Below are 24320 nucleotides of genomic sequence, written 5' to 3'. Positions count from 1 at the left end.
CCGGATCAGACGGCCTGCGCATGCGCCAGGCACTGATTCGCCCTGTCCGCCGCATCACCGCAGGAGCGCGCTGTTGAGTTCTTCCCCGAATCAGGCCATTGCGTTTGGCCCCTATCGGATTCATCCCGGGCAACGATTGCTACTTGAAGGCCAACAGCCTTTGCGCCTGGGACGGCGGGCGATGGACATCCTCCTGATTTTGCTGGCCCATGCCGGTGAAGTGGTGAGCAAACAGCAATTGATGGCCGGGGTCTGGCCAGACAGTGTCGTTGAAGACATCAATTTGCGCGTGCACATGGCGGCGCTGCGCAAAGCGCTTGGCGACGGGCAGAACGGCCAGCGCTACATCGTCACCGTGGCGCAGCGCGGCTACAGCTTTGTCGCACCGTTCGTGCTCGACAGCATCGAAGCAACGCCTGCGGTCGCCGCGCCCCGGCACAACCTGCCGCTGCGTCGTACGCGGATGATTGGTCGCCAACCCCTGATCGATCACTTGATTACGCAACTGCCGCGCCGACGCTGCATCACTCTGGTCGGCCCCGGCGGCATTGGCAAGACCACCGTCGCCCTGCGCGTCGCCGAACAATTGCTCGACCAGTATCGCGACGGCATCCGCCTGGTGGATCTGGCGCCCATCGCCGATCCCGCGCTGATCGGATCGCATCTGGCGACGCTGCTTGATCTGTCCGCAGCTGAAGGCGATGCGCAAGCTGGTCTGGTCGACGGCCTGCGAGAACAGCAAATGTTGTTGGTGATCGACAACTGCGAGCACTTGATTGATGCGGTCGCCGCGCTCAGCGAGCAGATTCTGCGGGGGGCACCAAAGGTGCATATCCTGGCGACCAGCCGCGAGAGCCTGCGCGCTGAGGGTGAGTTCGTGCAGCGTCTGGAATCGCTCGAATGCCCGTCCATGTCGACCCCGATGGAGCCGGCCCAGGCACTGGGCTTTGCTGCGATGCAGTTGTTTGTCGAGCGCGCCACCGCAGCCAGGGAAAACTTCCGACTAAGCCACGCCGAGCTGCCGCAAGCGATCGAAATCTGCCAGCGCCTGGACGGCATTCCGCTGGCACTGGAACTGGCCGCCGCGCAGGTCAGCGAATTGGGCATGGACGGATTGCTCAAGCAATTGCGCGAGGGTTTGCCGCCATTGTCGGCCGGACACCACAGCAGCGCCGAACGCCACCTGACCCTGCGCGCGACGATGGACTGGAGTTTCAACCTGCTCAACGTCTGCGAGCAAACCTGTCTGCGGCGACTGGGGATTTTCCGCGGCAGCTTTACCCTCGCCTCGGCGGCAGCGGTGATCATCGGCCAACAGATTGATCCCGGCGCGGTGTTCACCGCCGTCACGCAATTGGTGGCCAAATCCCTGCTGAGCGTCGAAGTGGGCGACGAAGATGTTTTCTATCGCTTGCTCGACACTACCCGCCACTACGCACTGGAAAAACTCGAACAGGCCGACGAGCTCAACGCAACCCGCCAACGCCACGCCGAGCGCTGCCTGACACTGATGCAGCAGGCGCAGGCGGATTGGGACAATACTCCGACTGTATTGTGGATGGAGCGCTATGCCGGGGGTCTGGAGGATTTGCGCGCGGCGCTGGACTGGAGCCTCAACGGCCCGGGACCGGATGAGCTGGGGGTGCAACTGGCAGCCGCGTCGGCGCCTTTGTGGCAGGAGCTGTCGTTGCTGCGCGATTACAGCCGCTATGTGCGCCGGGCACTGAGTCTGCTGGAGGCTTCGCCAGCAGACTCGCTGCTACCGCCCTGCCCTCGCCTGCAAATCGCCTTGAAACTGGCGCTCGGTAGCGCCAGCTATCACACCTGGGGCGGCACGCCCCAAACCATTCAGGCCTTCGTCGACGCCTGCCAATTGGCCGAGGAACACGGCGATCTGGCCGGGCAACTGCGTGCGATATCGGGGCATATGGCGGTCAATCTGAGTTGCGGGCATTACCGCATGGCTTTGGCCCAGAGTGAGCAATTCGACCGCATCGGCCTGCACGGCGAACCGCTGCTGTCACTGAGCACACATCGCTTGCGCGTGCTGGCCCTGCATTATGCCGGCGACCAGCCGCAGGCACGCGTACATGCCGAGCAGGTGCTGCAACGCATGGCGCACAGCGGCCATCTCAATCGTTTCACCCATGGTTTTGGCGTGCAATACGACCAGAGCGTCGCTTCGCTGACAGTACTGGCCCGAGTGCTGTGGTTGCAGGGTCTGCCCGAGCAAGCCTGGCGCGCCGCACGGCAGGCGCTGGACATCGCCGTGCAGATCAATCACGGCACATCGATCTGTTACACCCTGGCGCTGGCCAGTTGTCTGATCGCTCATTACAACGGCGACCATGTAAACGCCCGCGCGCTGCTGCAGTTGCTGCTGGAACAATCGCAGAAGCACTCGGTGCTGCTGTTCAATAACTGGGGCCGGCAGTATGCGCAGGTGATCGATCCGGATAATGCCATGCCCGTACCAGCACAGAGCAGCGGTCTGATTCGGGAAGTGATGGTTACGCTGGATGAGCGTTTTGTCGATGATGCACTGGTGCAGCGCGCGCGCAATGGCGATGCGGGATGGAGTGCAGCGGAGATATTGCGGGCGCGGGCGGCGGCATTGTTGAAGGGTTCATCCTGTGGGAGCGAGCCTGCTCGCGAATCGGCCCGCTCAGACACCGCTGAAACCCGAGAAGCCGAACAAACCCTGCAACAAGCTCTGGCCATCGCCAGAAGCCAGGGCGCCCTCGCTTGGGAACTGCGCAGCGCCACGGACCTCGCCCGATTATGGCAGCGCCAGTCCCGCCATCGCGAAGCATGGGATTTGCTCAGCCCCATTTACCAGCGCTTCACCGAAGGCTACGCCACACCGGACTTGCGCAAGGTCCGCCTGCTACTCGACAGCCTCCACGAGCAGTGCCCGGCCTGAAGCGTTGCGCGTTCTGCTGAGATAGCGCGCATGGCGCTGTTTCAGTTCGAAATTGTCGTCACTGCGCTCGAACTGATCACGAGCATAGCGGCGCACGGTGTTGAGCATCCAATAGCGGGCCGTCGCACGATTGGGTTCTCGAACAAGCAACGATTTGCGCGCCAACCCTTCGATTATCGCGGACAGTCTGGAGCCCGCCAGATCCGCGCTGCTGATCACACTCAGTGCGGCCTCCAGGGTAAAGCCCGCGCTGAATACCGACAGACGCAGCAGCACACGCTGTTCCATCTCCGTCAGGTACTGGAAGCTCCAATCGATCGCAGCGGCCATCGACTGATGGCGCGGTTCCGCGGTGCGCCGGCCTTGGCCAAGCAACTGCAGGCCGTTTTCAACCTGTGCCTGCAAGCCGATCAAGCCAAGCGCGTCGATCTGCGCAGCGGCGAGCTCGATCGCCAGCGGCAGACCGTCCAGTTGACGGCAGATCTCGCGCACACCTGGCAAATCCTGCTCACGCAAACAGAAGCCATGCTGCCGTGCCCGCGCGCGATTGACGAACAACTGCACCGCCGGATAGCCCATGGCTTCTTCGACGGTGTTCAATGTCGAGCGCTTGGGAATCGCCAACAGCGGCACGTAATGAACGGTCTCCTGCGCGACTTGCAAGGCTTCGCGGCCGGTGACCAGAATCGACAGGCGAGGCGCAGCATGCAACAGCGTTTCCACCAGTGCCGCACAGCTGTCGCGCTGGTGGTCGCAGTTATCCAGTATCAACAAGGCGTGCCGGCCGGTCAGTGTGAAAAAGTCTGTCTTCAGGGTGTGCAACAGGCGCTCGAGCAATGGAATGTCATCTTCGAGGCTGGCAAGGTCGACCCACCAGGCGCCATCGCGAAAGTATTGCAGGAGCAATTCCGCCACGCGCAATGCCACAGTGGTCTTGCCAACACCCGGCGCACCGGTAATCGTCATCAAGCGGCATACCGGCATTTGTCGAACCAGACTACCAATCAGGGCGTCGCGCCCACTGACTGGCGTCAGTCGTGCCGGAAGATTGTGCAGGGGCATGAGCGCGGCAGCGGGCATGGTCAGCGCATCACTGGTGCCCTGCTCCACCGGGGCGACAAAACTGTAGCCGCAGTGCGCCACGTGAATGATGAAACGCTGCCCGTTTACGCCGTCACCCAGTGCGCGGCGCAACGCCGCAATGTGCACCCGCAGGTTGATCTCTTCGACGACCGAGGTCGGCCATACTCGAGCAATCAACTGCTCTTTGCTGACCACCTCACCCGCGTGTTCGAGCAGCGCCTGAAGGATGTCCATGGCGCGCCCGCCCATGCGCAGCGGCTGCTCCCCTTCAAGGACCAGACGTTGGCGCACATGAAAGGCGTAGGGGCCGAAACGCAGCACTGAACCGTGGCTTGTGTCGTTGTGATTATTCATGCCAAACATCTTGGCACTCTCGCGTGACGATACAACCGCCAGAGCCGACGCAGCACGGACATCCCGCTGCGTCAGACGGACAGAACCGCTCTAGCTGAACTGTTCGCGGTATTGTAACGGTGTAAGACCGAGCTTTTCGGCGAACAACGAGCGCATGTGCCGGACACTGCCAAAGCCGCTTTTGTAGGCGATGGTCTTGAGCGGCAGATCGCCGGTTTCCAACAGGTTTCGCGCGCAGTCAATGCGGGCATTCTGCAAAAACTCCATCGGCGTCATATTGACGTCACGGGCGAACAGGCGAGCAAAGTGCCGTGCGCTCATGTTCGCCAATCCGGCCATGCGCTCGACGGTGAACGCTTCATCCAGATGTTCAAGGACGTAATTCTGCGCGCGGGTGATGGGCGTTTCTTGCGGTGAGACTGCCGCCATCAACGGGCTGAACTGCGCTTGCCCGCCCTGGCGCTTCATGACCACCAACAAGACCTTGGCAACGTCCTGGGCGATTTTCTTGCCGTGATCTCTGGCCACCACCGCCAGCGCCAGGTCGATGCCGGCCGTAACGCCACCGGAGGTGATGAGATTACGATCCTCGACGTAGATCTGATCGGTGGTCACCGTGGTTTTCGGGAAAGCCTTGATCAGCCGTTCGGTGTAGTTCCAGTGCGTGGTGACGCGATAACCATCAAGGAGGCAAGCGTGGCCGAGGATGAATGCGCCAGTGCAAATCGAACCGTAACGCTCCGCGCGCGGCACGGCTTTTTTCAACCAGCCAAACAGCTCGGGAAATCTCTGGTTATAGGCGCCGGGTCCGCCCGGCACCAATAGCAGGTCATAGCGCTCGGCCGCTTCGTCGATGTGCAAGTCAGCCTGAACCTGCACGCCGTTGGACGCCCTCAGCAAGCCGCGCTCTGTCCCGAGAGTCGTCAATTGATAGTGCAGATCAGGTTTCAGATAACGGTTGGCGACTGAAAACACCTCCAGCGGCCCCGCCATGTCGAGCATCAGAAAGTCAGGGAACAGCACCATTGCCACGGTTTTCATGGGAGGTTTCACACATATTCAAGGGTCAATACGCACGCTTCAGCCAAGGCATTATGGCGGACCGAGTGTTCAGGAGCGTGATCGAATGGGTGAACCATAACGCAAAACTGTCAACCTGAGCCGGACAGTCTTTCAATTTCCATCTACTTATTGCCTCACCGGGTAACCAGTAACCTTCTCCTCACTCGGACGAATTCACGTCCCGCCAGGAGATTTCATCATGCTGACTCTTCGCAAAGCCTCCGATCGCGGCCTCGCCAATCACGGCTGGTTGAAGTCGTTTCACACCTTTTCTTTCGCCAGCTACCGCAACCCGCGTGAACAGGGTTTCTCCGATCTGCTGGTGATCAACGATGACCGGGTCGCCGCCGGCAAAGGCTTTGGCCAGCACCCGCACCGCGACATGGAGATCTTTTCCTATGTGCTCGAAGGCGCGCTGGAACACAAGGACACCCTCGGTACCGGCTCGGTGATCCGCCCCGGGGACGTGCAATTGATGAGTGCCGGCAGCGGCGTGGCGCACAGTGAGTTCAACCACTCGGCCACCAAGCCCGTGCACTTTCTGCAAATCTGGATCGTGCCGGATGTCAGCGGCGCCAAGCCGCGCTATCAACAGGAACACTTCAGCGCGCAGAAAAAACGTGGTCGCCTGCAACTGATCATCTCGCCGGACGGTAGCAGTGGCTCCCTGAAAGTCCGTCAGGATGCGCGGGTCTACGCCGGGTTATTTGACGGCGAGGAAAGTGCCACGCTGAAATTGCCGGCCAATCGTTACGCTTACGTGCACGTTGCGCGTGGCAGCGTCGAGCTCAATGGCCAAGCCTTGCAGGAAGGCGACGGCGTGCGGGTTCGTGAAGAACAGCTGCTCACCTTGAGCAACGGGGTTGATGCCGAAGTGCTGGTGTTCGACTTGCGGCCTCAGGAGTTGCCGCAAATGCCATGATCTGGCGCGATGCAGAACGGCCTTCCACTGAAGGCCGTTTTTTATTGCGGCGGCTCTGCTGAGGGTTGTACGACAGGTTTGGGTGACGATACCTCTTTGCCAATCTGAATCGCTGCCAGCGTGGTTTGTATCGTGGTCAACACCGCCGCCTGATTGGCAAAATGTGCGCCAACCAGCAAGGAAGCCACGCCGAGGAAATGCACAGTGGTGGCAGCCCAGTAATTGGCCTTTACCGTCGATGCCTGTCTGATCGCTTCCCGCGATTCGTCGGCGATTTTCTGCACGCCCATCCACATCAGGTCATAACGCTTGTCCCGTTCCTGCAGGGCCTTGTCCCGTTCAAGATAGACCTTGTCCCGCTCTGCCTGAGCAGCCAGGAACCCGCGAATGTCGGCGCGCATTTCTGCCACGCGGCCATCCATCCTCGTCTCGATGGTTTCTATCCTGGCATCGAATTCTTCGCGACTTATGCTGCTCATGATTTGCCTGTCCCGCCCCGCGTCCGATCTGTCCGTGACTGCATATTGATTCACTTCCCTGATTTTCAATTCGACACCTTTCTGCGGCTACGCGGCCTTCCCTGGCTCTTCGTTTCGATGCGTCACTGAGGTCTGCATCGAGCTGCAGTGACAATAGAACTCATCACGGACTACAACAAGCCGGCCCATTCTGTCTCGGACGTAGGCTGTTTCGTCAGCAGTTGTAGCCTCGGCAAAACCCTGAACCACTTATTCGTTTTCCAGCGCAAAAGCCTCAACGATCTGCTCGATGACCGCCCGTACCCGCGCGGTGTGACGCAGGTCGGCGTGGGTGACCAGCCACACTTCATACGGCAGCGGCCGGGTCCGCTCCGGCCAAAGTCTGACGAGGCCATCGCGTTCGCCCATGTATACCGGTATCTCGCCTATCCCGAGGCCTGCGGCAAGGGCTCGACGCACCAAAAGGCTGGAGCTGAGCGTGGCGACGATGCGTCCGCGGGTCAACGGTTCAGAGACCAGCGTTAGGTCTTTTTTGCTCTGTAAGTACGGCTGATACACCACCAGATCATGGCCCTCGAAAGCGTTGCCGGGCTGCGGTTCTCCATGGCGCTCGACATAGGCCTGTGCTGCGAAAAGTCCTACAGGCCAACGGGCAATTCGCCGAGCGATGAGATCCGGGTTATCCGGCCGAGTATTGCGCACCGCGATATCGGCTTCGCGCTTGGCCAGACTGAGGATTTGCGTCGACGCATCCAGCTGAATCTGCACGTCGGGGTGCTGGTCATGCAGGCGCGCCATCGCCGGGATGATGAAGTCGATGGCCATCGAGTCGGTGGTGCTGACCCGTACGTTACCGGTCAGACGATCGTCCAGCCCGTGAATGTGCCGCTCCAGTTCCAGTGCCGAATGTTCCATTTTTTCCACACGTTTACGCGCCGCTTCACCAACACTGGTCAGCGCGTAGCCATCGGAGGTACGCAGGAACAGCGTCGCGCTCAAAGACTTTTCCAGCGCGGTAATACGCCGCCCGACAGTGGCCTGGTCCACGCCCAGAACTCGTGCAGCTCCGCGCAAGGTGGACTCGCGACAGACCGCCAGAAAAACCCGCGCATCATCCCAATTCATGCTGATCCTCATCGAAGCATTTTTGCATCACTCTGCCGCTTAATCGCTGCATATGCGCAGCCAAGATAGCCGATAAGCTGAGCGCCATACACCTCTTGTGAGATCGCTATCATGCGTACTGCAAATTCCTCCGGCATCTGGCTGCCGATCTTCGCCGGGCTTTGCGCCAGCCTGGTCAGCATTGGCCTGGCGCGTTTCGCCTACACGCCGCTGATCCCTTCGCTGATTCAGGCACAGTGGTTTTCCGCCAATGATGTCGTCTATCTCGGCGCGGCCAATCTGGTCGGCTACTTGATCGGCGCCCTGCTCGGTCGGCCCATGGCCCATCGACTGGGTAACCGCAACGCCTTGCGCCTGATGTTGCTGGCGGTCACGGGAGCATTTTTTGCCTGTGCTTATCCGCTCTCGGTGAGCTGGTTCTTCGGCTGGCGTTTGCTGTCCGGCATTGCCGGTGGCGCGATCATGGTGCTGGTGGCGGCAACCGTGCTGCCTCACGTTCCGGTGGCGCGCAGAGGTCTGGCCAGTGGCGCAATCTTCCTGGGCATCGGCCTCGGAATCGCCGGCTCCGGGACCATCGTGCCGCCGCTGCTGAGCCTCGGCTTGCAAGCGACCTGGCTGGGACTGGGCGCGCTGGCGTTGTTGCTGACCGCGTTGAGCTGGTTCGGCTGGCCTGCGGATACCGCGCACCCTGTGGCTGCGCACGCAACGTCGGCTGATGAGCCGACACCGCCGGGCGTCTACCTGTTGTTTGCTCAATACGCGTTCATGGCCGCCGGGCTGGTGCCTGCCATGGTGTTTCTGGTGGATTACGTGGCTCGCGGACTGGGCGCCGGGGCGCATATCGGCGCAATGGTCTGGGTGATGTATGGCCTGGGAGCGATTGTCGGGCCGGTGACGTACGGTTTTCTGGCCGACCAGCTTGGTGCACGCACTGGCATTCGCGTGGTGCTGGTAGTTCAAGCCATTGCCCTCGGTTTGCTCGCCGTCTCCCATGCGTTTCTGGCGCTGGCTTTACTGGCGGTGATTCTCGGCTCGTTCCCGCCGGGTATCGTGCCTCTGGCCTTGGCCCGCGTGCATGAGCTGGTGCCGTCGCATCACCGTCAGCAGATCGCCTGGAGCCGCGCCACCGTATCGTTCGCCACTTTTCAGGCTCTGGCCGGGTTTGCCTACTCGGCGCTGTTCAACGCTTCAGGTGGTCAGCACACGCTGCTGTTTGTGATCGCCGCTGGCGCAATCGTCGTGGCTCTACTGCTGGAGCTAGCCATGCGCTGGCTGCCCTCTGCTAATGAAACGCGCTGCGCGGCGAACTGAGGGGAATCATTGCACCCTGTCTGCGCTCCCATCTACACGACCTTCTCCACAGGAATAGACATGTCACTGCCTAAAGAAATGACCCGTATCGAAATCACCCAACCCGGCGGCCCTGAAGTATTGCAAGCCAGGCGCGTATCTCTGCCCACTGCTTCCGAGGGCCAAGTGCTGATCCGTGTTCACGACGCGGGAATCAATCGTCCGGATGCCTTGCAGCGCGCCGGCAAGTACCCGATGAAACCCGGCATGGACCCGATCCCCGGTCTGGAAGTGGCTGGCGAAGTGGTCGCGGTTGGCGCCGGAGTAACGCGTTTCGCGGTCGGCGATCGGGTCTGCGCACTGACCAATGGCGGTGGCTACGCCGAGTATTCCGCGGTTCCGGCCGGCCAGACTTTGCCTGTGCCGGATGGAGTCGATTGGGTCCAGGCCGCCGCGATTCCGGAAACGTTTTTCACCGTCTGGGCCAACCTGTTCGGCCTCGGCGGTGCCAAGGCCGGCCAGCGCGTGCTGATTCACGGCGGCACCAGCGGTATCGGTACCACCGCGCTGATGCTCTGTCGTGAATTTGGCATCGAGGCGTTTGCTACCGCAGGCAGTGCTGAAAAATGCGACGCGATCCGTCAGCTTGGCGGGCAACCGATCAACTATCGAGAAGAGGACTTCGCCAAGGTCATTGCCGAGAAAACCGCAGATCAAGGCGTAAACGTGATTCTCGACATCATGGGTGGCTCGTATCTGAACGGCAACATCAGCGCACTGGCAATGGAAGGCCGACTGGTGATGCTCGGCTTTCTCGGCGGCGCCCGCGCCAACGACATCGATCTGCTGGCGATCCTCGGCAAACGCGCAGTGGTCACCGGCTCGCTGCTGCGCGCGCGTACGGCTACGGAAAAAGCCGCCATCGCCGATCAACTGCAAGAACACGTTTGGCCTGCCCTCAGCGCCGGGCGCTGCCTGCCGATCATCGACAAGGTTTACCCGCTGGCTGACGCGGCTCAGGCCCATGCCCGCATGGAGGGCGGCGATCATATCGGCAAGATTGTGCTGCAGGTGGCGTGATCGATTGCAGCATCTTGTAATCGTTGGGCGTGCACGGTGGTCGAAAAACAGTCACGCGCAGACCGAAGCATCTGGTAAAAAGCGTTCTTTGTCTGCGCTGTGGTGAAACGATTAATGTTCCTGTCCTTCCTGACCCGCCTGCGACGCCGCCGCTTGGCATTCGCCATGATGGCCGCGCTGATCATTGGCGTGCCGACGAGTTGTGCGGTGCTGGAACACACCGAGCGCAAACTGTTGTTTCGCATCGAGCCGGGCACCGCCGGCTGGTATCGCGGTCTGCCCGGCAGCGTTCAGGAACTCGATCTGCAACCGAAGAGTTTCAAGGCCGGGCAGAACATCCATGCCTGGTGGTGGCCGGCGGAACGTGCCAATGCCCCGGCAATCCTTTACTTGCATGGTGTGCGCTGGAACCTCACCGGACAGTTGTTCCGCATAGAACAACTACGCGCGGCGGGCTATTCGGTGCTGGCCATCGATTATCGCGGGTTCGGCCAAAGCAAGGGTGATCTACCATCCGAAAGCAGCGTTTATGAAGATGCCCGCGTGGCCTGGGAGCGCTTCCAGCTGCTGCAACCGGACCCGAACAAGCGCCTGATCTACGGCCACTCTCTCGGCGGTGCGGTGGCGATTGATCTGGCGGCCGAGCTCGGACAGAACGCGGCGCGCAACAACACACCTCTGCCGGTTCGCGGTCTGGTCATCGAATCTACCTTCACTTCTCTCGCCGACGTAGCTGCCGCCGTGGCCAACACCTCGCTTCCTGTGCGTTGGCTCCTGTCGCAGAAATTCGATTCCATCGACAAGATCGCCGACATTCACATGCCACTGCTGGTGGTGCATGGCCTGGCTGATGCCTTCGTGCCGCCGCGCTTCAGCGAGCAGCTATTCAATGCCGCAGAGCAGCCCAAACGCCTGCTGCTGGTGCCCGGCGCGACGCACAACAACAGCATGGCGCTAGGCGGTCAGGGTTATCGCAAGGCGATGGATGCACTGATGCAGACCAAAGCGGCGCCGCGGGTTGCCGGGCCGGCAGTGGCCAAGGGCTCTCGCGATTCCTGAGCTGTGTAAATCAGTCCTGAGCAACCGGCATCAGCGCCGAGCCAACTCATGGCGTACGCATTGTTCGTAATAGGTCTGCTTGACCGCTGCCGGTTTGAGCTTCGAACTGCTGTTGTAGGTCTGCTCGGTAATCCCCATCGCTGTCATGCGCATCCAGGGTTGCTGGAATCGGCGAACCTGCAATTGCTTGCGCGCGCCATACAGCGAAACCCCGGACAGTTTTGATCGCTGCGCACCGGCAGCAATATCCGAGCCCCAGGTGCAGGCAAAGCGATGGCCCTTGCTCAACTCTTTTGCCTGCACTCCCGAGGCGATCAAAGCCAGGGAGAGCGTCACAACGGTGATGACAATCGTGCGCATGTAGCCAACCTAACCTTTTGAAAAAAGGCGATTTTGCCGGTGCGAAACACCTATGGGGGCCAGCAATTTGCCTGCTGTCGCGAGATTTTTGATCCGGCTGAATACAATCAGGCTTCGCCGCTCGTCCAGTACTGCGCACCTTTGGCAGACAGGCTTATCCAAAGCAGTACATCCCACCGCGTAGAAGGCCCACGTGATGAACAAGAAAATCTTCGCAATGTCGTTTTTCAGTCTGTGCTTGATTGGCCCGCTCCACGCTTGGGCAGCCGAAACGACAGCGGGCGCTGCCACCCCCGCCACCGCCCTGCCCGGTGTCAATCATGCACAAAGCTCTAGTGACCATGATGAGAAGGCCAACAAGAAAGGTGAAGAGTCTTCAGGCGCCAATGCGGGCTCAGAGCCGCACGAGACGGAGAAGGATGCGGCGACGTCGAGCGACTCCGAAGATCTTGAGAAAAAACCCGTTCAGTAACCACGGACTTTGCTATTTATAACGAAATACCGACGCCGAACTAGCGCAATCCACGGTGATATCAATATGATGCGCGCACTGGCCACCATAGAAGGTGGCCAGAGGAAAATACATCCAAGGAATGCAAATGAAAGATTTCGTCATCGGCGTCAACAACATCGTTCTCTACATCGCACTGGCGGTCATCCTGATCGTTTCCCTCTTCATGATGAGCCAGAGCTTTCTTTCGGGTCTTGGCATGTTCGTAGGCGGCACCCTGGGCTGGTGCATCGTCTCCGGCTTCTGGTTCGTGCAATCGGCGACCTACGAAGAACTGCGCAAGCTGAACTCGAAAACCAGCTGATCTGCGCCGAGCATTCGTTAAAGAAAAAGGCCAATGTCATCGACATTGGCCTTTTTATTTCAGCTTCGAAAGGACTGATTAGTCATTGCTTGGTGCACTGAGCGCCCAGTCCCATGCCCATGGAACCCAGGGCAACCATCGGGCCGCTCGGCAGTTCGCACGTATATTCGCCACTTTCGGTTTGCGCGGTGTAGAAGGTTGTATTGAAGTCGCTGCGGATATTTGAAACCTTGATTACGGGTTTACCGATGGTGGTCTGTGCGCGATTCTTGAGATCACTCTCTCCCGGTTTGACGGTCTGGCATCCAGTAACTGCGAGCGCCATTGTTGCGAATAAAGCGAGAACCGGGATAGTCCTTGATGAGTTCATTGCAGATCGACCTTTTTGATTTTCATACCGGAGAAATACTGGCAATAACCTGCCAAGCGAAAGGACTTTAAGGTCGAGCCAGACCGGGGGCAATTAGGTCGGATGTGCTAATGGCTGAAGGCTAGCCTCACCTGCGATGAGGTTGTGCAACTGCTTTCCGGTTGCCGGCCGCTGTTAATCGGTTTGGAAAACGTCTACCCGCAAGCGATCGCCGCCCTCCTCTCGGCAATCGATACGGACCGGCAAAAACAGGTGAATGACTTCGATGTTGCTGCGCAGATGATCAGTCATGCGCGGCGTGGTGAACGATCCGCCACCGGCCAGCGCCATCGGCAACAGCAACTGATCGGCCAGATGCTCAGCGACCGCAGCATCACTGCGCAACCAGTCGACAGCCTGATTGATTGCGGCATCGGCCACCTTCTCGGCGCGTAACGACACTTGGCCAAATGCGCTGAACACCTCAGTGACATGCTCGAAAACGTACTCCAGCAATAACACATTGCCCGGGCCGCGTGCCGGATCAAGCGCCACAGGTTGCAGCGCCTCCTCTGGCCAGTTCAAACGCTTGGCCACCTGACTCAGCTCTCGCTGAGCGACAGTAGGTGCGAGACCTGCGGTCAGCGCCAATGCGCGTCGTGAGACTGCCTCGCCGCGCTCACACAGGTCCAGGCGCGTGAGGCGCGAGGGCTGCACCTTCACCGCAATTTCGCCACCGCCAGCCGGTACGAAACCATGACGCAGCAACTCCAACTCGACATCGCCGCCCATGCGCCGCAGCAGCGGCAACCAACTGCGCGACAGGAAATCCGTCGGCGGCGCCAGCGGATTATGCGTGCCACCGGAGATTGTCACTCGACTGGCCTTCGATGCCCGCAACAAGGCTGGCAGCAACGTCTGCAGCACCAGCGTGCAGCTGCCGGCCGTGCCGATAGCGAACTGAAAGTCGCCGCCGCTAATCTCGCCCGGTTCGAAGCTCAGGGCTTGCGACCCCAGATGCGCACCAGATATCTCTGCACCACAAACCTCGGCCGCCGCCATCACGGCTGTCAGGTGCTGACGCAGCAATCCCGGACGACTGCGTCTGGCGCGAATCTGTTTAATGCGAAACGCCCGACCTGTCACCATCGACAGGCTCAACGCACTGCGCAACACCTGGCCGCCACCGATGGCGCCGTCCAGTTCGATTATCTCTTTCATTGCAAATCCTTACGCGTATAGCCCGACGGTGTCTCTGAGGTACCGTTAAACCGTCGTGGGTCTTCCTGAGTTACGATCAATATTGATAATTCGCGCTTCAGCTCAGCCGCGATGAACCGGGGCAGCGCCGGATGCAGAATTCTCGCCAGCGCTGTAGCTCCTTATCCTTTGACGCACACCACCTGACGCAGGGTGTGCAGCACTTCCACCAGCTCACGCTGGGCGTGCATGACTTTGTCGATGTCCTTGTAGGCCATCGGAATTTCGTCAATCACCGCTTCGTCCTTGCGGCACTCAACATGGGCAGTGGCGCGGATCTGATCGGCGACGGTGAAGGTATTCTTGGCCTTCGTGCGGCTCATGGTGCGCCCGGCGCCATGACTGCAGGAACTGAACGACTCTGCGTTGCCCAGACCGCGAACGATAAAGCTCTTGGCGCCCATCGAGCCCGGAATAATCCCCAGTTCGCCCTTCTTCGCTGACACCGCGCCTTTGCGGGTAATCAGCACGTCCTCACCGAAATGCCGTTCCTTCTGCACGTAATTGTGGTGGCAGTTGACCGCCTCCAGCGCCACTTCGAACGGCTTGCGGATGATCTGCCGCGCGGCCTGAACCACCGCACGCATCATCAGTTCGCGGTTCTGTCTGGCGAAGTCCTGCGCCCAGCCCACCGCTTCCACATAGTCATCAAAATGTCGGCTGCCTTCCTCGAAATAGGCCAGGTCACGGTCCGGCAGGTTGGCAATATGCTGACGCATATCAGCTTGGGCCATCTGGATGAACAGGTTGCCGATAGCGTTGCCGACACCGCGCGAACCGCTGTGCAACATGAACCACACCCGGTTGGCTTCATCCAGGCACACTTCGACGAAGTGGTTGCCACTGCCGAGCGTCCCCAAGTGCCCACGGTTGTTGGTGTTGGCCAGTTTCGGATACTTGTCGGTGATCAGTTTGAAGCGCGGCTGCAACCCCGCCCAGGCCTGATCGGCTTGCTGAGGAATCTCATCCCAGGCGCCTTTGTCTCGCCGCGAACGATTCGAACTGCGGCCATGTGGCACCGCTTGCTCGATGGCGCTACGCAGTCCGTGGAGGTTGTCCGGCAGATCCGAAGCCATCAGCGATGTACGCGCAGCGATCATTCCACAACCCATGTCGACGCCCACCGCCGCCGGAATGATCGCGCCGACCGTTGGAATAACGCTGCCGATGGTTGACCCCTTGCCCAGGTGCACATCCGGCATCACCGCCAGATGCTTGAAGATGAAGGGCATTTTCGCAGTGTTCATCAACTGTGCGCGGGCTTCGTTTTCAACCGGGACGCCTTCGGTCCAGAGTTTGATGGGCTTGCCGTTGGCGACTTCGAGAAGCTGGTAGGTTTGGTCTTTCATATCTTGGTGTCCATGTTCGTTTCCATCAGCATTGCAGCCGCTGTGCCAGCTTTGGATGCGGCCATGGTTGTTTCTGCTATGTTTTTGATTTTAATAACTTTTATCTCTGATTGGACGAGGCTCGATAATCTATGGAAGACAAATCCGACCAGCAAAATTATCATTGCATATCGTCATTTATCTTATGAGATAAGCATGCCCAACAAACGCACGGTCGCCATCGGATTTATCGGAGCCACCCTGGATCGTGTCGGCAAAGGTGCCAGCCGTTGGAATTATTGGCGACCAAGCGTAGGCCTGTGCCAACAAACAGACCTCCCTATCCACCGACTTGAATTGATTCACGGCCTCGACGCGCGCGACGTCAGCCTCGCCGAGCGCATTCGAGTGGACATCCAGCAGATTTCTCCAAGCACCGAAGTGCGCCTGCATCCAATGTCGCTGCGCAACCCTTGGGACTTCGAGGAGGTGTACGGCGCCCTGCACGACTTCACCACTGCGTACAATTTTGACACCGAGCACGAGGATTACCTCGTCCACATCACCACCGGCACCCACGTCGCACAGATCTGCTGGTTCCTGCTGACCGAGGCGCGCTATCTGCCAGCCCGGCTGATTCAGACCTCCCCCGCCAAGCGCAAGAACGAAAACGAGCCCGCCTGCGGCACTCACGCGCTGATCGATCTCGATCTGTCGCGCTATGATCGCATTGCCTCACGTTTCGCCAGCAAACGCCTCGAAGGCCTGGAATTTCTCAAGTCCGGCATCGCCACGCGCAACCCGGCCTTCAACCGCTCCATTGAACAGATCGAGCGCGTTGCGCTGCGCTCCAAAGCCCCCATGCTGCTGATCGGCCCGACCGGCGCCGGCAAATCCTTCCTGGCGCGGCGCATCTACGAACTCAAACGCAATCGCCATCAGATGCAGGGACGCTTTGTCGAAGTCAACTGTGCAACCTTGCGTGGCGACGGCGCGATGTCGGCCTTGTTCGGCCACGTCAAAGGCGCCTTCACCGGCGCGCAAAACGCTCGCGATGGCCTGCTGCGCGCCGCAAACGGCGGCATGCTGTTTCTCGATGAAATCGGCGAGCTCGGCGCAGACGAACAAGCGATGCTGTTAAAAGCAATCGAAGAGAAACGCTTCTTCCCGCTGGGCTCGGACAAGGAAGTCGAGAGTGATTTTCTGATAATCGCCGGCACCCACCGCGACCTGCGCAGCCGCGTCGCCGAAGGCCTTTTTCGCGAGGACCTGTACGCAAGGATCAACCTCTGGACATTCGACCTGCCCGGCCTCGCCGGCCGCCGCGAGGACATCGAGCCAAATATCGATTTCGAACTGGAACGCCACGCGCGCGAACATGGGCAACGCGCGCGTTTCAATCTCGAAGCACGCCGACGCTACCTGGCCTTCGCCAGCTCACCTGCAGCAGCCTGGCTGGGCAACTTTCGCGAACTCTCCGCATCGATTACACGGATGGCAACTCTGGCCGAAAGCGGACGCATCGATGAAGCGCAGGTAGACGATGAGATCGATCGATTGCGATATGCATGGGGCTTGGCGCAACCCACTGCGGTATCAACTGAGTTGCCGGGAGATAGCGAGAGCATGGACTTGTTCGATCGATTGCAGTTGAAGGCTGTCATTGAGGTGTGCCGGCAGGCCGACAGCTTGTCCGATGCCGGCCGACAGCTGTTCAGTGTTTCCCGGCAGACCAAGGCGCAGCCTAATGATGCCGATCGCTTGAGGAAGTACCTGGCGCGGTTCGGACTTGAATGGGGCAAGTTAGTGGACACGAAGTGAAGCACAGCGCTCTTGATCGCACTACTTCAATGATGACTGTAGAAAAAATGAATTAGCCGCCTGATCCCTCGGTCAAGAATTATGAACGCAGTAAATCTGACGAGGTGACAGCAATGACTATCCAGGCAGAGACACTCGTACAACTGACCGAAGCGCTCCAAGAGCGAGGCATGAAAATGGTCTCAGACGTCCATTTCACACGCGCACCCTATCGATACAACCATCGCTGGATCTGCATCGTAGAGTGAACATGCTTGTTGCCGGCGCCTGGATCGAAGCGTCCAGCCGCCGGCGCCGCTCGGCTTCGCCCTCCCAAGCCCAAATAGCCGTCTGCGCCCGGGGATGTCGATAGAGGGTTGGGCGGCAATAAAAACCCGGCGCGATGGCCGGGTCTCGTGAACTATTACATTGATCGGGCTTACGTAGCGCCGCCATTATCTCGGCCCGTCTGAGCGTCCTGATCAGAGCCAGGATTGCCGGGAGGCGGATTCCAGTCCTCTGGTCGTTCGTCGGTGCCCTGCTTCGGCTCAGAATCAGCCTGCTCCAGGCCGGAATCATGACCCTCGCCAGAATCAGGGGTTTGTTCGTCTGGTCCCGGATATGGCGCTTCAGGGCCGTTGTTGTCGTCGATCATCATTCTCTCCCGTCAGTGGCGCAGGGGCTGCGCATATTAATGAGAGAAAATCCGCAGCCTCGGAGTGCGATCTGCTCGACGAGCGGGCATGAAAATCTCATACAACTGCGAGATCCATTTGGCAAATCACTTATTCCGTTGCAGCCGAGCAGCACCGACCGGACGCCGAGTCGATCGCTGAACGAATCGCGCAGTACTTGGCCGCCGGCGGGCGGATCGACCAATTGAAAAGCCCGCCGCGCAACCCGCTCCCACCGCCTCGCTCGAAGAAATAGACTCTGAAACGGTCCTCAAGCGGCGGCCGAAGCCAATATCGGCGGCCGAACGCAGGGCACTGCGAAAAATGGCGGACGCGCTATGAAGTCGAAACGCAAACCCAACAACGGTTTCGCCCGTGCTGAGCGCAGCTGCCGGGCGCTGCTGCGCACCAACCACGTCGCGGTAGTGAACATCGATCCCAGCGGCAGCCAGATCATGGCGAACTGGAAGAGCTGCAAGCAGATCCGCAGTCTGGCGATCGCCAACGCAATCTTCAACTTCTCCTACCGCTGGACGATCTACATCGCCGTCATGTGTCGAGACGAGCGCGGGGCCGAGTACATCAAGTCGGTGGAGATCTCACCCGAGGGCATCTACAAGGTCGAGCGCCTCACCGATGCCATCGAGCACTACTACCTGGAGCTGCGCAACAGCGCGAACCCGAACCATCTGGTTGCGTCAGGCTGGATTGCGATTCCCGACGAGATATCGATGGACGAAGCCCAAGCCGCGAAGCTGTTCTACGCCGCCGGCGCCTGGCATCAGGTGAAGGTAGCAGCGTAAGAGGAATCAACTGCATGGCACCAAGCGAAGATGAGAGGCGGCTACACAGAATATTTATCCGCTGATCAATGCTGGGCTTCCTCAATCATTGGTTTGGCCGCAGGTTTATCTTTGGTTTTCGGCTTGATTTCGACAGGAATATTATTAGGTACATCAATGTCGTCGTAAGTGATTTCACCCATGTTTTTGAGTTCAATTTTTATCAGTTCGAACGCCCGTAGTCTTAAAGCCCTTTTCTCCTCTAAGTATTGTTGCTGCGATATGTAACCGTTTGACATGTCGATGCACAGGTCCGTTGCAGAATCTCGAAAATGCTGCAGTCCCTGGGTCCTCTTAACCAGCTGCTTCATGGATACTGCCAAACTAGACTGAACTTCAGCGCTGGCCGGCCGATCTGCTGGAGAAGCGGATAAAGCAGCGGCGAAGGCAGATGCAAACTGTCCAGCTACATCAGGCGGAGGCTCCGCACAAATTGGAGAGCCTGGTTTAATCCTCACATATACAATTCGATAATCAGCAGAGGTCGCGAGGACGCCAGTCGATTCGTTAAAGGGCGCGCCCATTTTCCGCTCCATGATTGGCGGTCGCTGAGTAAAGTAGTAAGCGCACCCGTTCAAACACACCATACAAACAAGACAGATCAGTAACTGGCGCATTGCCCTACCCTCAGTGACTATTGTGGGTATAGCAGGCAAAAAACAATCCATGGATAAAGGTCAGAAGATTCAGCTCATTAATCGACGATCGGTCGTTACCGTGAACTGACTCCTAAAAGTCAGGTGATTGCATCTCCAATTAAAATCAACCAGACCGAAGGTAAGGCCGGCTCTCCGGCCAGCGGAATTGAAGAGGTATGCCATGGCAGCGGCGCAGAAAGAACGATCGGCAAAGACTGCGGCGAGGCGAAAGACTCGCGGCGAGGAAGAAATCAGGCTGCATTGCATGGCCGGAACCCGCCAAGCACTGGCTGAGCTGATGGCATGGAGCGGAATCGAGGAACAGGGCGAGGCAATCACGCTGATGATTCACCACCTGCACGGACTCGGCCCCGGCGGCGCCCTTCCCCTGCTTGAGCCACCGCCGCGACACAAATACGAAATACCTGAAGATGTGTCGCGGAAACTGAAGCTGGCCTATCAGCGAGAGGCGCTACGGCTTCAGCAAGATTGATTGAAGGTTACGTTCTTTGATGAACTGATCAGCATGTGCATTCATCACCGCTCTCGCTTGTAGTTCGTCGGAGCAATCCAACGAGTATTCGGCCTCCACGTTTACTTTCGGCGGAACGACCGTTTTACCGTAGAGTCCGAGCCAGGCGACAACCGGAGCGCCGGTGCGCTGCGAGCCAAAAATGATTCTCACCTTTGGATCATGATCTGGATAATCATACGAGTCCCAATAATTCATAGCTTCTCCTTGTCGCAGATGGATGCAAAGTACCCGTATACCCCACGCCAGCAATACTAACGAGCCCTACAGCTTTTTGATGGCATATCTGGTTAATAGCTAACCGCACGGGCGAGCGAATGTAACATTGGTTAGGAACTACGAATGGTATATACCATTACCCATCATCGTGTTGCCAAGATGAAAAAATCCAGAACCGTCATCGATAGAAAACATCACGGTAGTTTCTGCAAGAAGATCTTTTAGCGCCTGCAGTTCAACGGGGTCTGTCGGCATTTTAATAAGAATTGAAGAAACCATTGCATCATCCAGCCTATCCATTTGGATATATTCGTAGCCAGCTAGAGATTTCCGAAGAGAATGGTGACCGCCAATTTCCTTCCCAGATCGTACGAGTCGTGCGCACACCGTGAACGCAAAAGCGTATCCCGTGATTACGGGATCTGGCTGTGGCGATTCTTTCCACTCTTTACCATCTCGGCTCTCGATCATATAAGGGCCTTCGCCAATATATTGTCCGTAATTTTCGACAAGATAAGCCATCTCATAAGTTGACTTAACTGTCGAGGCGATTTCCATTACAGGCGAACTCATGCTGATAACAAGCATTGAGGCAGCCGCGAGTCCCCGCAAATAAGCAGGCAAGTCGTTTTTTTGCACGAGTTCTTTCATCTCGCTCTCCATCCGGCTCCATGCCGGGCCGAACACAAATACCCCACTTCTACGAATCACGCCAGCCGGCGAGGATCCCCATCCCCGCAAAAATATACGGCGGTAGTAGCGACAATCCCTACAAGTCATGATTGTTTTCGTTGGGAGTCTTGACGAAAATCCAACGCCTCTCAGGAACTGCCTCGTAGCTAAATAAAGCCGACCTTGCGACTTTATCGAGGCCGATATACCTGACCCTACATTGACCTATCTTATGGCCGGGCTCCACATTCTCGAAATAAACACTGATATTTCTGGATTGCTCCGGCCTAAAGAATGGGTAGTACGATTCACCAGTCCCACCGATCCCAGGTAAAAACTGTAGATAAACGTGGTTCGCCCAACCACCATAATTCGTCATTTTTAGATGAGCCATGCTCGGGAAACGGCCGTCTGGATCTTCGATAAAATCAAACGAAAATAACGCTGACATTGCTCGTTCACGCTCTTGCAACTGCAGATCGAAAGCTAAAGACTGCGATTCAATTTGTTTTATAGCTGCAGCAGCCATAATTGATTGTTGCTCCACAGAGTTTTTTAGCTCGTCAGCCTGCAAGCGCAACGCGTCAGAACTTAGCTTAAGCTCTCGCCCCTGCTGCAGAAACCCGAGAACAAGCCATAGAAATGCGACAGGTCCAAAAACACCAGCTAAAAAATCACCCAATTCATTTAACTTCAACTCAAACAACTCTTCGAGTTTTGCAGCAATCACCAGAATGATGATACCGATATAAATAACGGTTCCATAAGCCGCATACCATTCGACTTTCTGAGCCTTCCACCAATCAGCTATTTCTTCCCACCAGGCGCACAATCGCTTCATATCGGTTCCGTCCAAGATAATCGCGCCAAGCTATCTCACTTCAATCACTCACGCCAGCCGGCGAGGATCCCCTATGCCACCTACTCACCAGATACTGGTCGGCGACTGCTTGGATCTGTTGCGGCAGATGCCAGACAGCAGCGTCGATAGCGTTGTCACTGACCCGCCGTACGGCCTGGCCTTCATGGGAAAAAAATGGGACTACGACGTGCCGGCGACTGAGGTCTGGGCCGAATGTCTGCGAGTACTCAAGCCCGGCGGCCACCTGCTGGCTTTCGCCGGCACTCGCACTCAGCACCGCATGGCAGTCCGAATCGAGGATGCCGGGTTCGAGATCCGCGACATGATCGCTGGGTGTATGGTTCCGGCTTCCCCAAGTCGCACAATCTCGGCGGTTCGTACGAGGGCTGGGGCACAGCATTGAAGCCGGCGCTCGAGCCAATCACCGTCGCTCGCAAACCATTTTCCAGCACGGTCGCTGCCAACGTCATAGCGCACGGAACCGGCGCCATGAATATCGATCGATGCCGGGTAACAACCGGAGACGACACCGCTCGGATCAGTAACGGAGCAATCAAGGGAGGTAACTTCGCCGCGGGCGGATCTGCGCCTGGCCCAATCGCCGGCGGCCATTCAGATGGACGCTGGCCCGCCAATCTAATCCACGACGGCAGCGCCGAGGTAGTCGCGCTGTTCCCCGCTCAGGCGGGCGCAGCGGCACCGGTGACAGGCAACGAACCGACGGCCAACGGCTTTAGTGGCCCGGTCAAGTACAGCGGGATGCGCGAGCGGGTGTCCGGCGCTTTCCACTCCGACAGTGGGAGCGCTGCCCGCTTCTTCTACTGCGCCAAGACCAGCCGCAAAGATCGAAACGAGGGGCTGCTCAGCTCGGACGCCCCCGCAGTCGCCAAAGACGCAACCATGCGCGACTGCGAGACGGCAGAGTGGAGTACTCGCAACGGCAACAGTCATCCCACGGTGAAGCCCACTGACCTGATGGCCTACCTGCTGCGCCTGGTGACACCGGCCGGCGGCGTTGCGCTCGATCCGTTCATGGGCAGCGGCAGCACCGGGAAGGCCGCAATGCGCGAAGGCTTCCAGTTCATCGGCTGCGAGATCGACGAGCAGTACGCGGCGATCGCCCGGGCCCGGATCGAACACGAAATCACCCGACAGCAAGAGCAGCGAGCCGAATGCAATCAACTGGATCTGTTCGGTACTGCCTAATTCGGTTCGCTGTCTAGACAACCATGAAGTGGCATCTCTGGGGAGCCGGCTCTTACCCAGTACTATGTTTCTGTAAAACAGCACGCTTATCTCGATTAACTAACAAGCTCTTTAAAGCCCATCCAGACAATACAATGACGGCTCCACCTATGGACGTGAGAAGCAGCATCAACATACTCCAAAGCCTGTCATAATCAAGTTTAGAAGAGACCAGAGAATCGTTGAACTGCTTCACTAATGCCTCATGATCTTTCCGTAGCATTGGAACAATCAGCGCTTTTTCTGGGTTACTCGAAATCGCATTCTCCAGGACCGTGAGGCGCGAGTTTAACTCGCCAACTTTAGTCTCGATTTTAGCTAAATCTATATTAAATGGAACATCTGAATCAGAAGCTTTCATAGACTTCAAAAGCTCATTTAACTTTACCATATCGTCATTAATTTCTTTTATTCTCTGTTCAGACGCCGAATCCAATTTGCGTGGAGTAGAAAATATCTTAACCAAATCTGAGCTCTGTTTTTTTGTATCAACAAACTCCGCAAGCGTCAGAAAAAACGAAACACTGCTTGCTGTCAAAAGGGAAACAAATATCGCTCCTTTAACAAATTTAGTATTACCAGAATCACTTTCACTGAAGCTCATTCAACCTCCATATATATAAATCCAGTAAGCGTTGCGCCAATTATATCTAGCATACCACCGCCCGGGCATGCCCCGGCATAGGGCGCCCCATGCCCACAGAAAACAAACCGGCCGAGCCGCTAAAGGTTGAGCGCTTAACTGTGACGAAGCTGGTGATCACCGGAGCGGCGCGTCTCGACGCGATTACCGTGTTCCTCGAGGACTTCGGCCGCCGCGACTGCCCTACTGAATCCGACCCGAGCTATCAGACAGCCCAGGGCAAGATCACGATCAACTGCTGGGACAACAGCTGGAGCGCCTACTGGGGTGGCATGGGCCCTCGCACGGTGGCAGAGTTCGTGGCCGACTGTGATTGGCACTACGTCCTGAACTGCCTCGATCGCGGTGTCAGCAGCACGCGGTTCAGCGGGAACGCGCTCCATGCGCTGGCGAAAAAGTGCATTGTCCAGCGCCGCCGGCAACAAACCGGGCGACACGACTGGGAACTGGATGAGCTGAGCAAGGATGAGGCGCGTGAGCTCTGGCACGACATCGATGTTTTGCGAAGCGTCGAGTCGCCAAACGAATGCTGGCATCACGACAGGCTGCTGACTGAACTGTTTGGCGAAGAGTGGCACTACCCGGTTGGCGACAAGGCGACCGAGGAGAATCACGAATTCAACTACCTGCGCCAAGTGGTGGAAGCGGTGCAGCAGGCGCTACGCAAGTAACAAAACCAACTGGCAAGATCTAGGTAGCGAATA

27 protein-coding genes are annotated in these 24320 nt (G+C 58.1%); 13 read left to right on the top strand and 14 right to left on the bottom strand.

Features of this window, described 5'->3' with window-relative positions:
• Positions 1-73 precede the first annotated feature (73 nt).
• Positions 74-2923: an ATP-binding protein gene (locus AB4N85_RS05105; RefSeq protein ID WP_252869160.1), complete on the top strand. Its 2850-nt coding sequence runs from the start codon at positions 74-76 to the stop codon at positions 2921-2923.
• Here the strand turns inward: AB4N85_RS05105 and AB4N85_RS05100 are convergent.
• On the bottom strand, positions 2888-4360 hold the full coding sequence (locus AB4N85_RS05100; protein ID WP_252869159.1) for an ATP-binding protein: 1473 nt from the start codon (positions 4358-4360) through the stop codon (positions 2888-2890). The genes AB4N85_RS05105 and AB4N85_RS05100 overlap by 36 nt on opposite strands.
• Before the next feature lie 90 nt (positions 4361-4450).
• Positions 4451-5401 carry a GlxA family transcriptional regulator gene (locus AB4N85_RS05095; RefSeq protein WP_095179519.1) on the bottom strand — a complete coding sequence of 317 codons (951 nt, stop codon included), beginning with the start codon at positions 5399-5401 and terminating at the stop codon, positions 4451-4453.
• Positions 5402-5621: 220 nt separating this feature from the next.
• Between AB4N85_RS05095 and AB4N85_RS05090 the strand changes: the two genes are divergently transcribed.
• Positions 5622-6344, top strand: coding sequence for a pirin family protein (locus AB4N85_RS05090; RefSeq protein ID WP_252869158.1), 723 nt, complete (start codon positions 5622-5624; stop codon positions 6342-6344).
• Positions 6345-6385: 41 nt separating this feature from the next.
• On the opposite strand, the gene AB4N85_RS05085 is transcribed toward AB4N85_RS05090, so the two are convergent.
• Together AB4N85_RS05085 and AB4N85_RS05080 are read right to left on the bottom strand one after the other, a co-directional pair.
• Positions 6386-6892 (bottom strand): hypothetical protein, encoded by a 507-nt coding sequence (locus AB4N85_RS05085; protein WP_252869157.1) that lies wholly within the window; start codon positions 6890-6892, stop codon positions 6386-6388.
• Positions 6893-7072: 180 nt separating this feature from the next.
• Entirely contained in the window at positions 7073-7948 is an 876-nt protein-coding gene (locus AB4N85_RS05080) for a LysR family transcriptional regulator (protein ID WP_252869156.1), read from the bottom strand.
• 111 nt (positions 7949-8059) lie between these two features.
• Between AB4N85_RS05080 and AB4N85_RS05075 the strand changes: the two genes are divergently transcribed.
• The 3 genes from AB4N85_RS05075 to AB4N85_RS05065 all read left to right on the top strand — a co-directional run bounded on the left by AB4N85_RS05075 (position 8060) and on the right by AB4N85_RS05065 (position 11377).
• A complete protein-coding gene (locus AB4N85_RS05075) occupies positions 8060-9259 on the top strand; it encodes a YbfB/YjiJ family MFS transporter (RefSeq protein ID WP_252869155.1) in 1200 nt (399 codons plus the stop codon).
• 60 nt (positions 9260-9319) lie between these two features.
• Positions 9320-10318 carry an NAD(P)H-quinone oxidoreductase gene (locus AB4N85_RS05070; protein WP_252869154.1) on the top strand — a complete coding sequence of 333 codons (999 nt, stop codon included), beginning with the start codon at positions 9320-9322 and terminating at the stop codon, positions 10316-10318.
• 114 nt (positions 10319-10432) lie between these two features.
• A complete protein-coding gene (locus AB4N85_RS05065; RefSeq protein WP_252869153.1) occupies positions 10433-11377 on the top strand; it encodes an alpha/beta hydrolase in 945 nt (314 codons plus the stop codon).
• 30 nt (positions 11378-11407) lie between these two features.
• Here AB4N85_RS05065 and AB4N85_RS05060 read toward each other — a convergent pair whose 3' ends face one another.
• Positions 11408-11737 carry a hypothetical protein gene (locus tag AB4N85_RS05060; protein ID WP_041478568.1) on the bottom strand — a complete coding sequence of 110 codons (330 nt, stop codon included), beginning with the start codon at positions 11735-11737 and terminating at the stop codon, positions 11408-11410.
• Positions 11738-11933: 196 nt separating this feature from the next.
• Between AB4N85_RS05060 and AB4N85_RS05055 the strand changes: the two genes are divergently transcribed.
• Both AB4N85_RS05055 and AB4N85_RS05050 read left to right on the top strand, forming a co-directional pair.
• Positions 11934-12209, top strand: coding sequence for a hypothetical protein (locus tag AB4N85_RS05055; RefSeq protein WP_252869152.1), 276 nt, complete (start codon positions 11934-11936; stop codon positions 12207-12209).
• A 127-nt stretch (positions 12210-12336) separates the two neighbouring features.
• A complete protein-coding gene (locus AB4N85_RS05050) occupies positions 12337-12552 on the top strand; it encodes a hypothetical protein (RefSeq protein WP_041478566.1) in 216 nt (71 codons plus the stop codon).
• Between the two features lie 82 nt (positions 12553-12634).
• On the opposite strand, the gene AB4N85_RS05045 is transcribed toward AB4N85_RS05050, so the two are convergent.
• The 3 genes from AB4N85_RS05045 to AB4N85_RS05035 form a co-directional block, all read right to left on the bottom strand.
• On the bottom strand, positions 12635-12922 hold the full coding sequence (locus AB4N85_RS05045; RefSeq protein ID WP_041478565.1) for a hypothetical protein: 288 nt from the start codon (positions 12920-12922) through the stop codon (positions 12635-12637).
• 174 nt (positions 12923-13096) lie between these two features.
• Complete coding sequence (gene rtcA / locus AB4N85_RS05040) at positions 13097-14122, bottom strand: RNA 3'-terminal phosphate cyclase (RefSeq protein ID WP_460067212.1); 1026 nt, start codon at positions 14120-14122, stop codon at positions 13097-13099.
• Positions 14123-14283: 161 nt separating this feature from the next.
• Positions 14284-15510, bottom strand: a complete 1227-nt coding sequence (locus AB4N85_RS05035) for an RtcB family protein (protein WP_460067209.1) — start codon at positions 15508-15510, stop codon at positions 14284-14286.
• 195 nt (positions 15511-15705) lie between these two features.
• On the opposite strand from AB4N85_RS05035, the gene rtcR reads away from it, so the two are divergent.
• The gene (rtcR, locus tag AB4N85_RS05030) at positions 15706-17310 is read left to right on the top strand and encodes an RNA repair transcriptional activator RtcR (RefSeq protein ID WP_460068321.1); all 1605 of its coding nucleotides are present in this window, start codon (positions 15706-15708) and stop codon (positions 17308-17310) included.
• 418 nt (positions 17311-17728) lie between these two features.
• On the opposite strand, the gene AB4N85_RS05025 is transcribed toward rtcR, so the two are convergent.
• Entirely contained in the window at positions 17729-17944 is a 216-nt protein-coding gene (locus tag AB4N85_RS05025; RefSeq protein WP_252869149.1) for a hypothetical protein, read from the bottom strand.
• Positions 17945-18301: 357 nt separating this feature from the next.
• On the opposite strand from AB4N85_RS05025, the gene AB4N85_RS05020 reads away from it, so the two are divergent.
• Positions 18302-18766: a hypothetical protein gene (locus AB4N85_RS05020; RefSeq protein ID WP_252869148.1), complete on the top strand. Its 465-nt coding sequence runs from the start codon at positions 18302-18304 to the stop codon at positions 18764-18766.
• Positions 18767-18831: 65 nt separating this feature from the next.
• On the opposite strand, the gene AB4N85_RS05015 is transcribed toward AB4N85_RS05020, so the two are convergent.
• Entirely contained in the window at positions 18832-19329 is a 498-nt protein-coding gene (locus AB4N85_RS05015) for a hypothetical protein (RefSeq protein ID WP_252869147.1), read from the bottom strand.
• A 295-nt stretch (positions 19330-19624) separates the two neighbouring features.
• Here AB4N85_RS05015 and AB4N85_RS05010 point away from each other — a divergent pair, with 295 nt between their 5' ends.
• Positions 19625-19936, top strand: coding sequence for a hypothetical protein (locus AB4N85_RS05010; RefSeq protein ID WP_252869146.1), 312 nt, complete (start codon positions 19625-19627; stop codon positions 19934-19936).
• Here AB4N85_RS05010 and AB4N85_RS05005 read toward each other — a convergent pair.
• From AB4N85_RS05005 to AB4N85_RS04995, 3 genes are all read right to left on the bottom strand, one after another.
• Positions 19916-20173: a hypothetical protein gene (locus tag AB4N85_RS05005; protein ID WP_252869145.1), complete on the bottom strand. Its 258-nt coding sequence runs from the start codon at positions 20171-20173 to the stop codon at positions 19916-19918. The two genes, AB4N85_RS05010 and AB4N85_RS05005, sit on opposite strands and share 21 nt — an antisense overlap.
• Positions 20174-20311: 138 nt before the next feature.
• Positions 20312-20845, bottom strand: a complete 534-nt coding sequence (locus tag AB4N85_RS05000; protein ID WP_252869144.1) for a hypothetical protein — start codon at positions 20843-20845, stop codon at positions 20312-20314.
• 118 nt (positions 20846-20963) lie between these two features.
• A complete protein-coding gene (locus tag AB4N85_RS04995; RefSeq protein WP_252869143.1) occupies positions 20964-21707 on the bottom strand; it encodes a hypothetical protein in 744 nt (247 codons plus the stop codon).
• Between the two features lie 73 nt (positions 21708-21780).
• On the opposite strand from AB4N85_RS04995, the gene AB4N85_RS04990 reads away from it, so the two are divergent.
• Positions 21781-22131 carry a DNA methyltransferase gene (locus tag AB4N85_RS04990; protein WP_435406349.1) on the top strand — a complete coding sequence of 117 codons (351 nt, stop codon included), beginning with the start codon at positions 21781-21783 and terminating at the stop codon, positions 22129-22131.
• The gene (locus AB4N85_RS04985; protein ID WP_460067201.1) at positions 22062-22934 is read left to right on the top strand and encodes a DNA methyltransferase; all 873 of its coding nucleotides are present in this window, start codon (positions 22062-22064) and stop codon (positions 22932-22934) included. Before AB4N85_RS04990 ends, AB4N85_RS04985 begins: the two co-directional genes overlap by 70 nt.
• 52 nt (positions 22935-22986) lie before the next feature.
• Here the strand turns inward: AB4N85_RS04985 and AB4N85_RS04980 are convergent, their stop codons facing one another.
• Positions 22987-23577 carry a hypothetical protein gene (locus AB4N85_RS04980; RefSeq protein ID WP_252869142.1) on the bottom strand — a complete coding sequence of 197 codons (591 nt, stop codon included), beginning with the start codon at positions 23575-23577 and terminating at the stop codon, positions 22987-22989.
• Positions 23578-23666: 89 nt separating this feature from the next.
• On the opposite strand from AB4N85_RS04980, the gene AB4N85_RS04975 reads away from it, so the two are divergent.
• Complete coding sequence (locus AB4N85_RS04975) at positions 23667-24287, top strand: hypothetical protein (protein WP_252869141.1); 621 nt, start codon at positions 23667-23669, stop codon at positions 24285-24287.
• Positions 24288-24320 lie beyond the last annotated feature (33 nt).

This window comes from Pseudomonas sp. H1_G08 (assembly GCF_054681355.1).
Note: the sequence above shows the minus strand (reverse complement) of the source record. Positions and strands in the feature narration are given on the sequence as shown.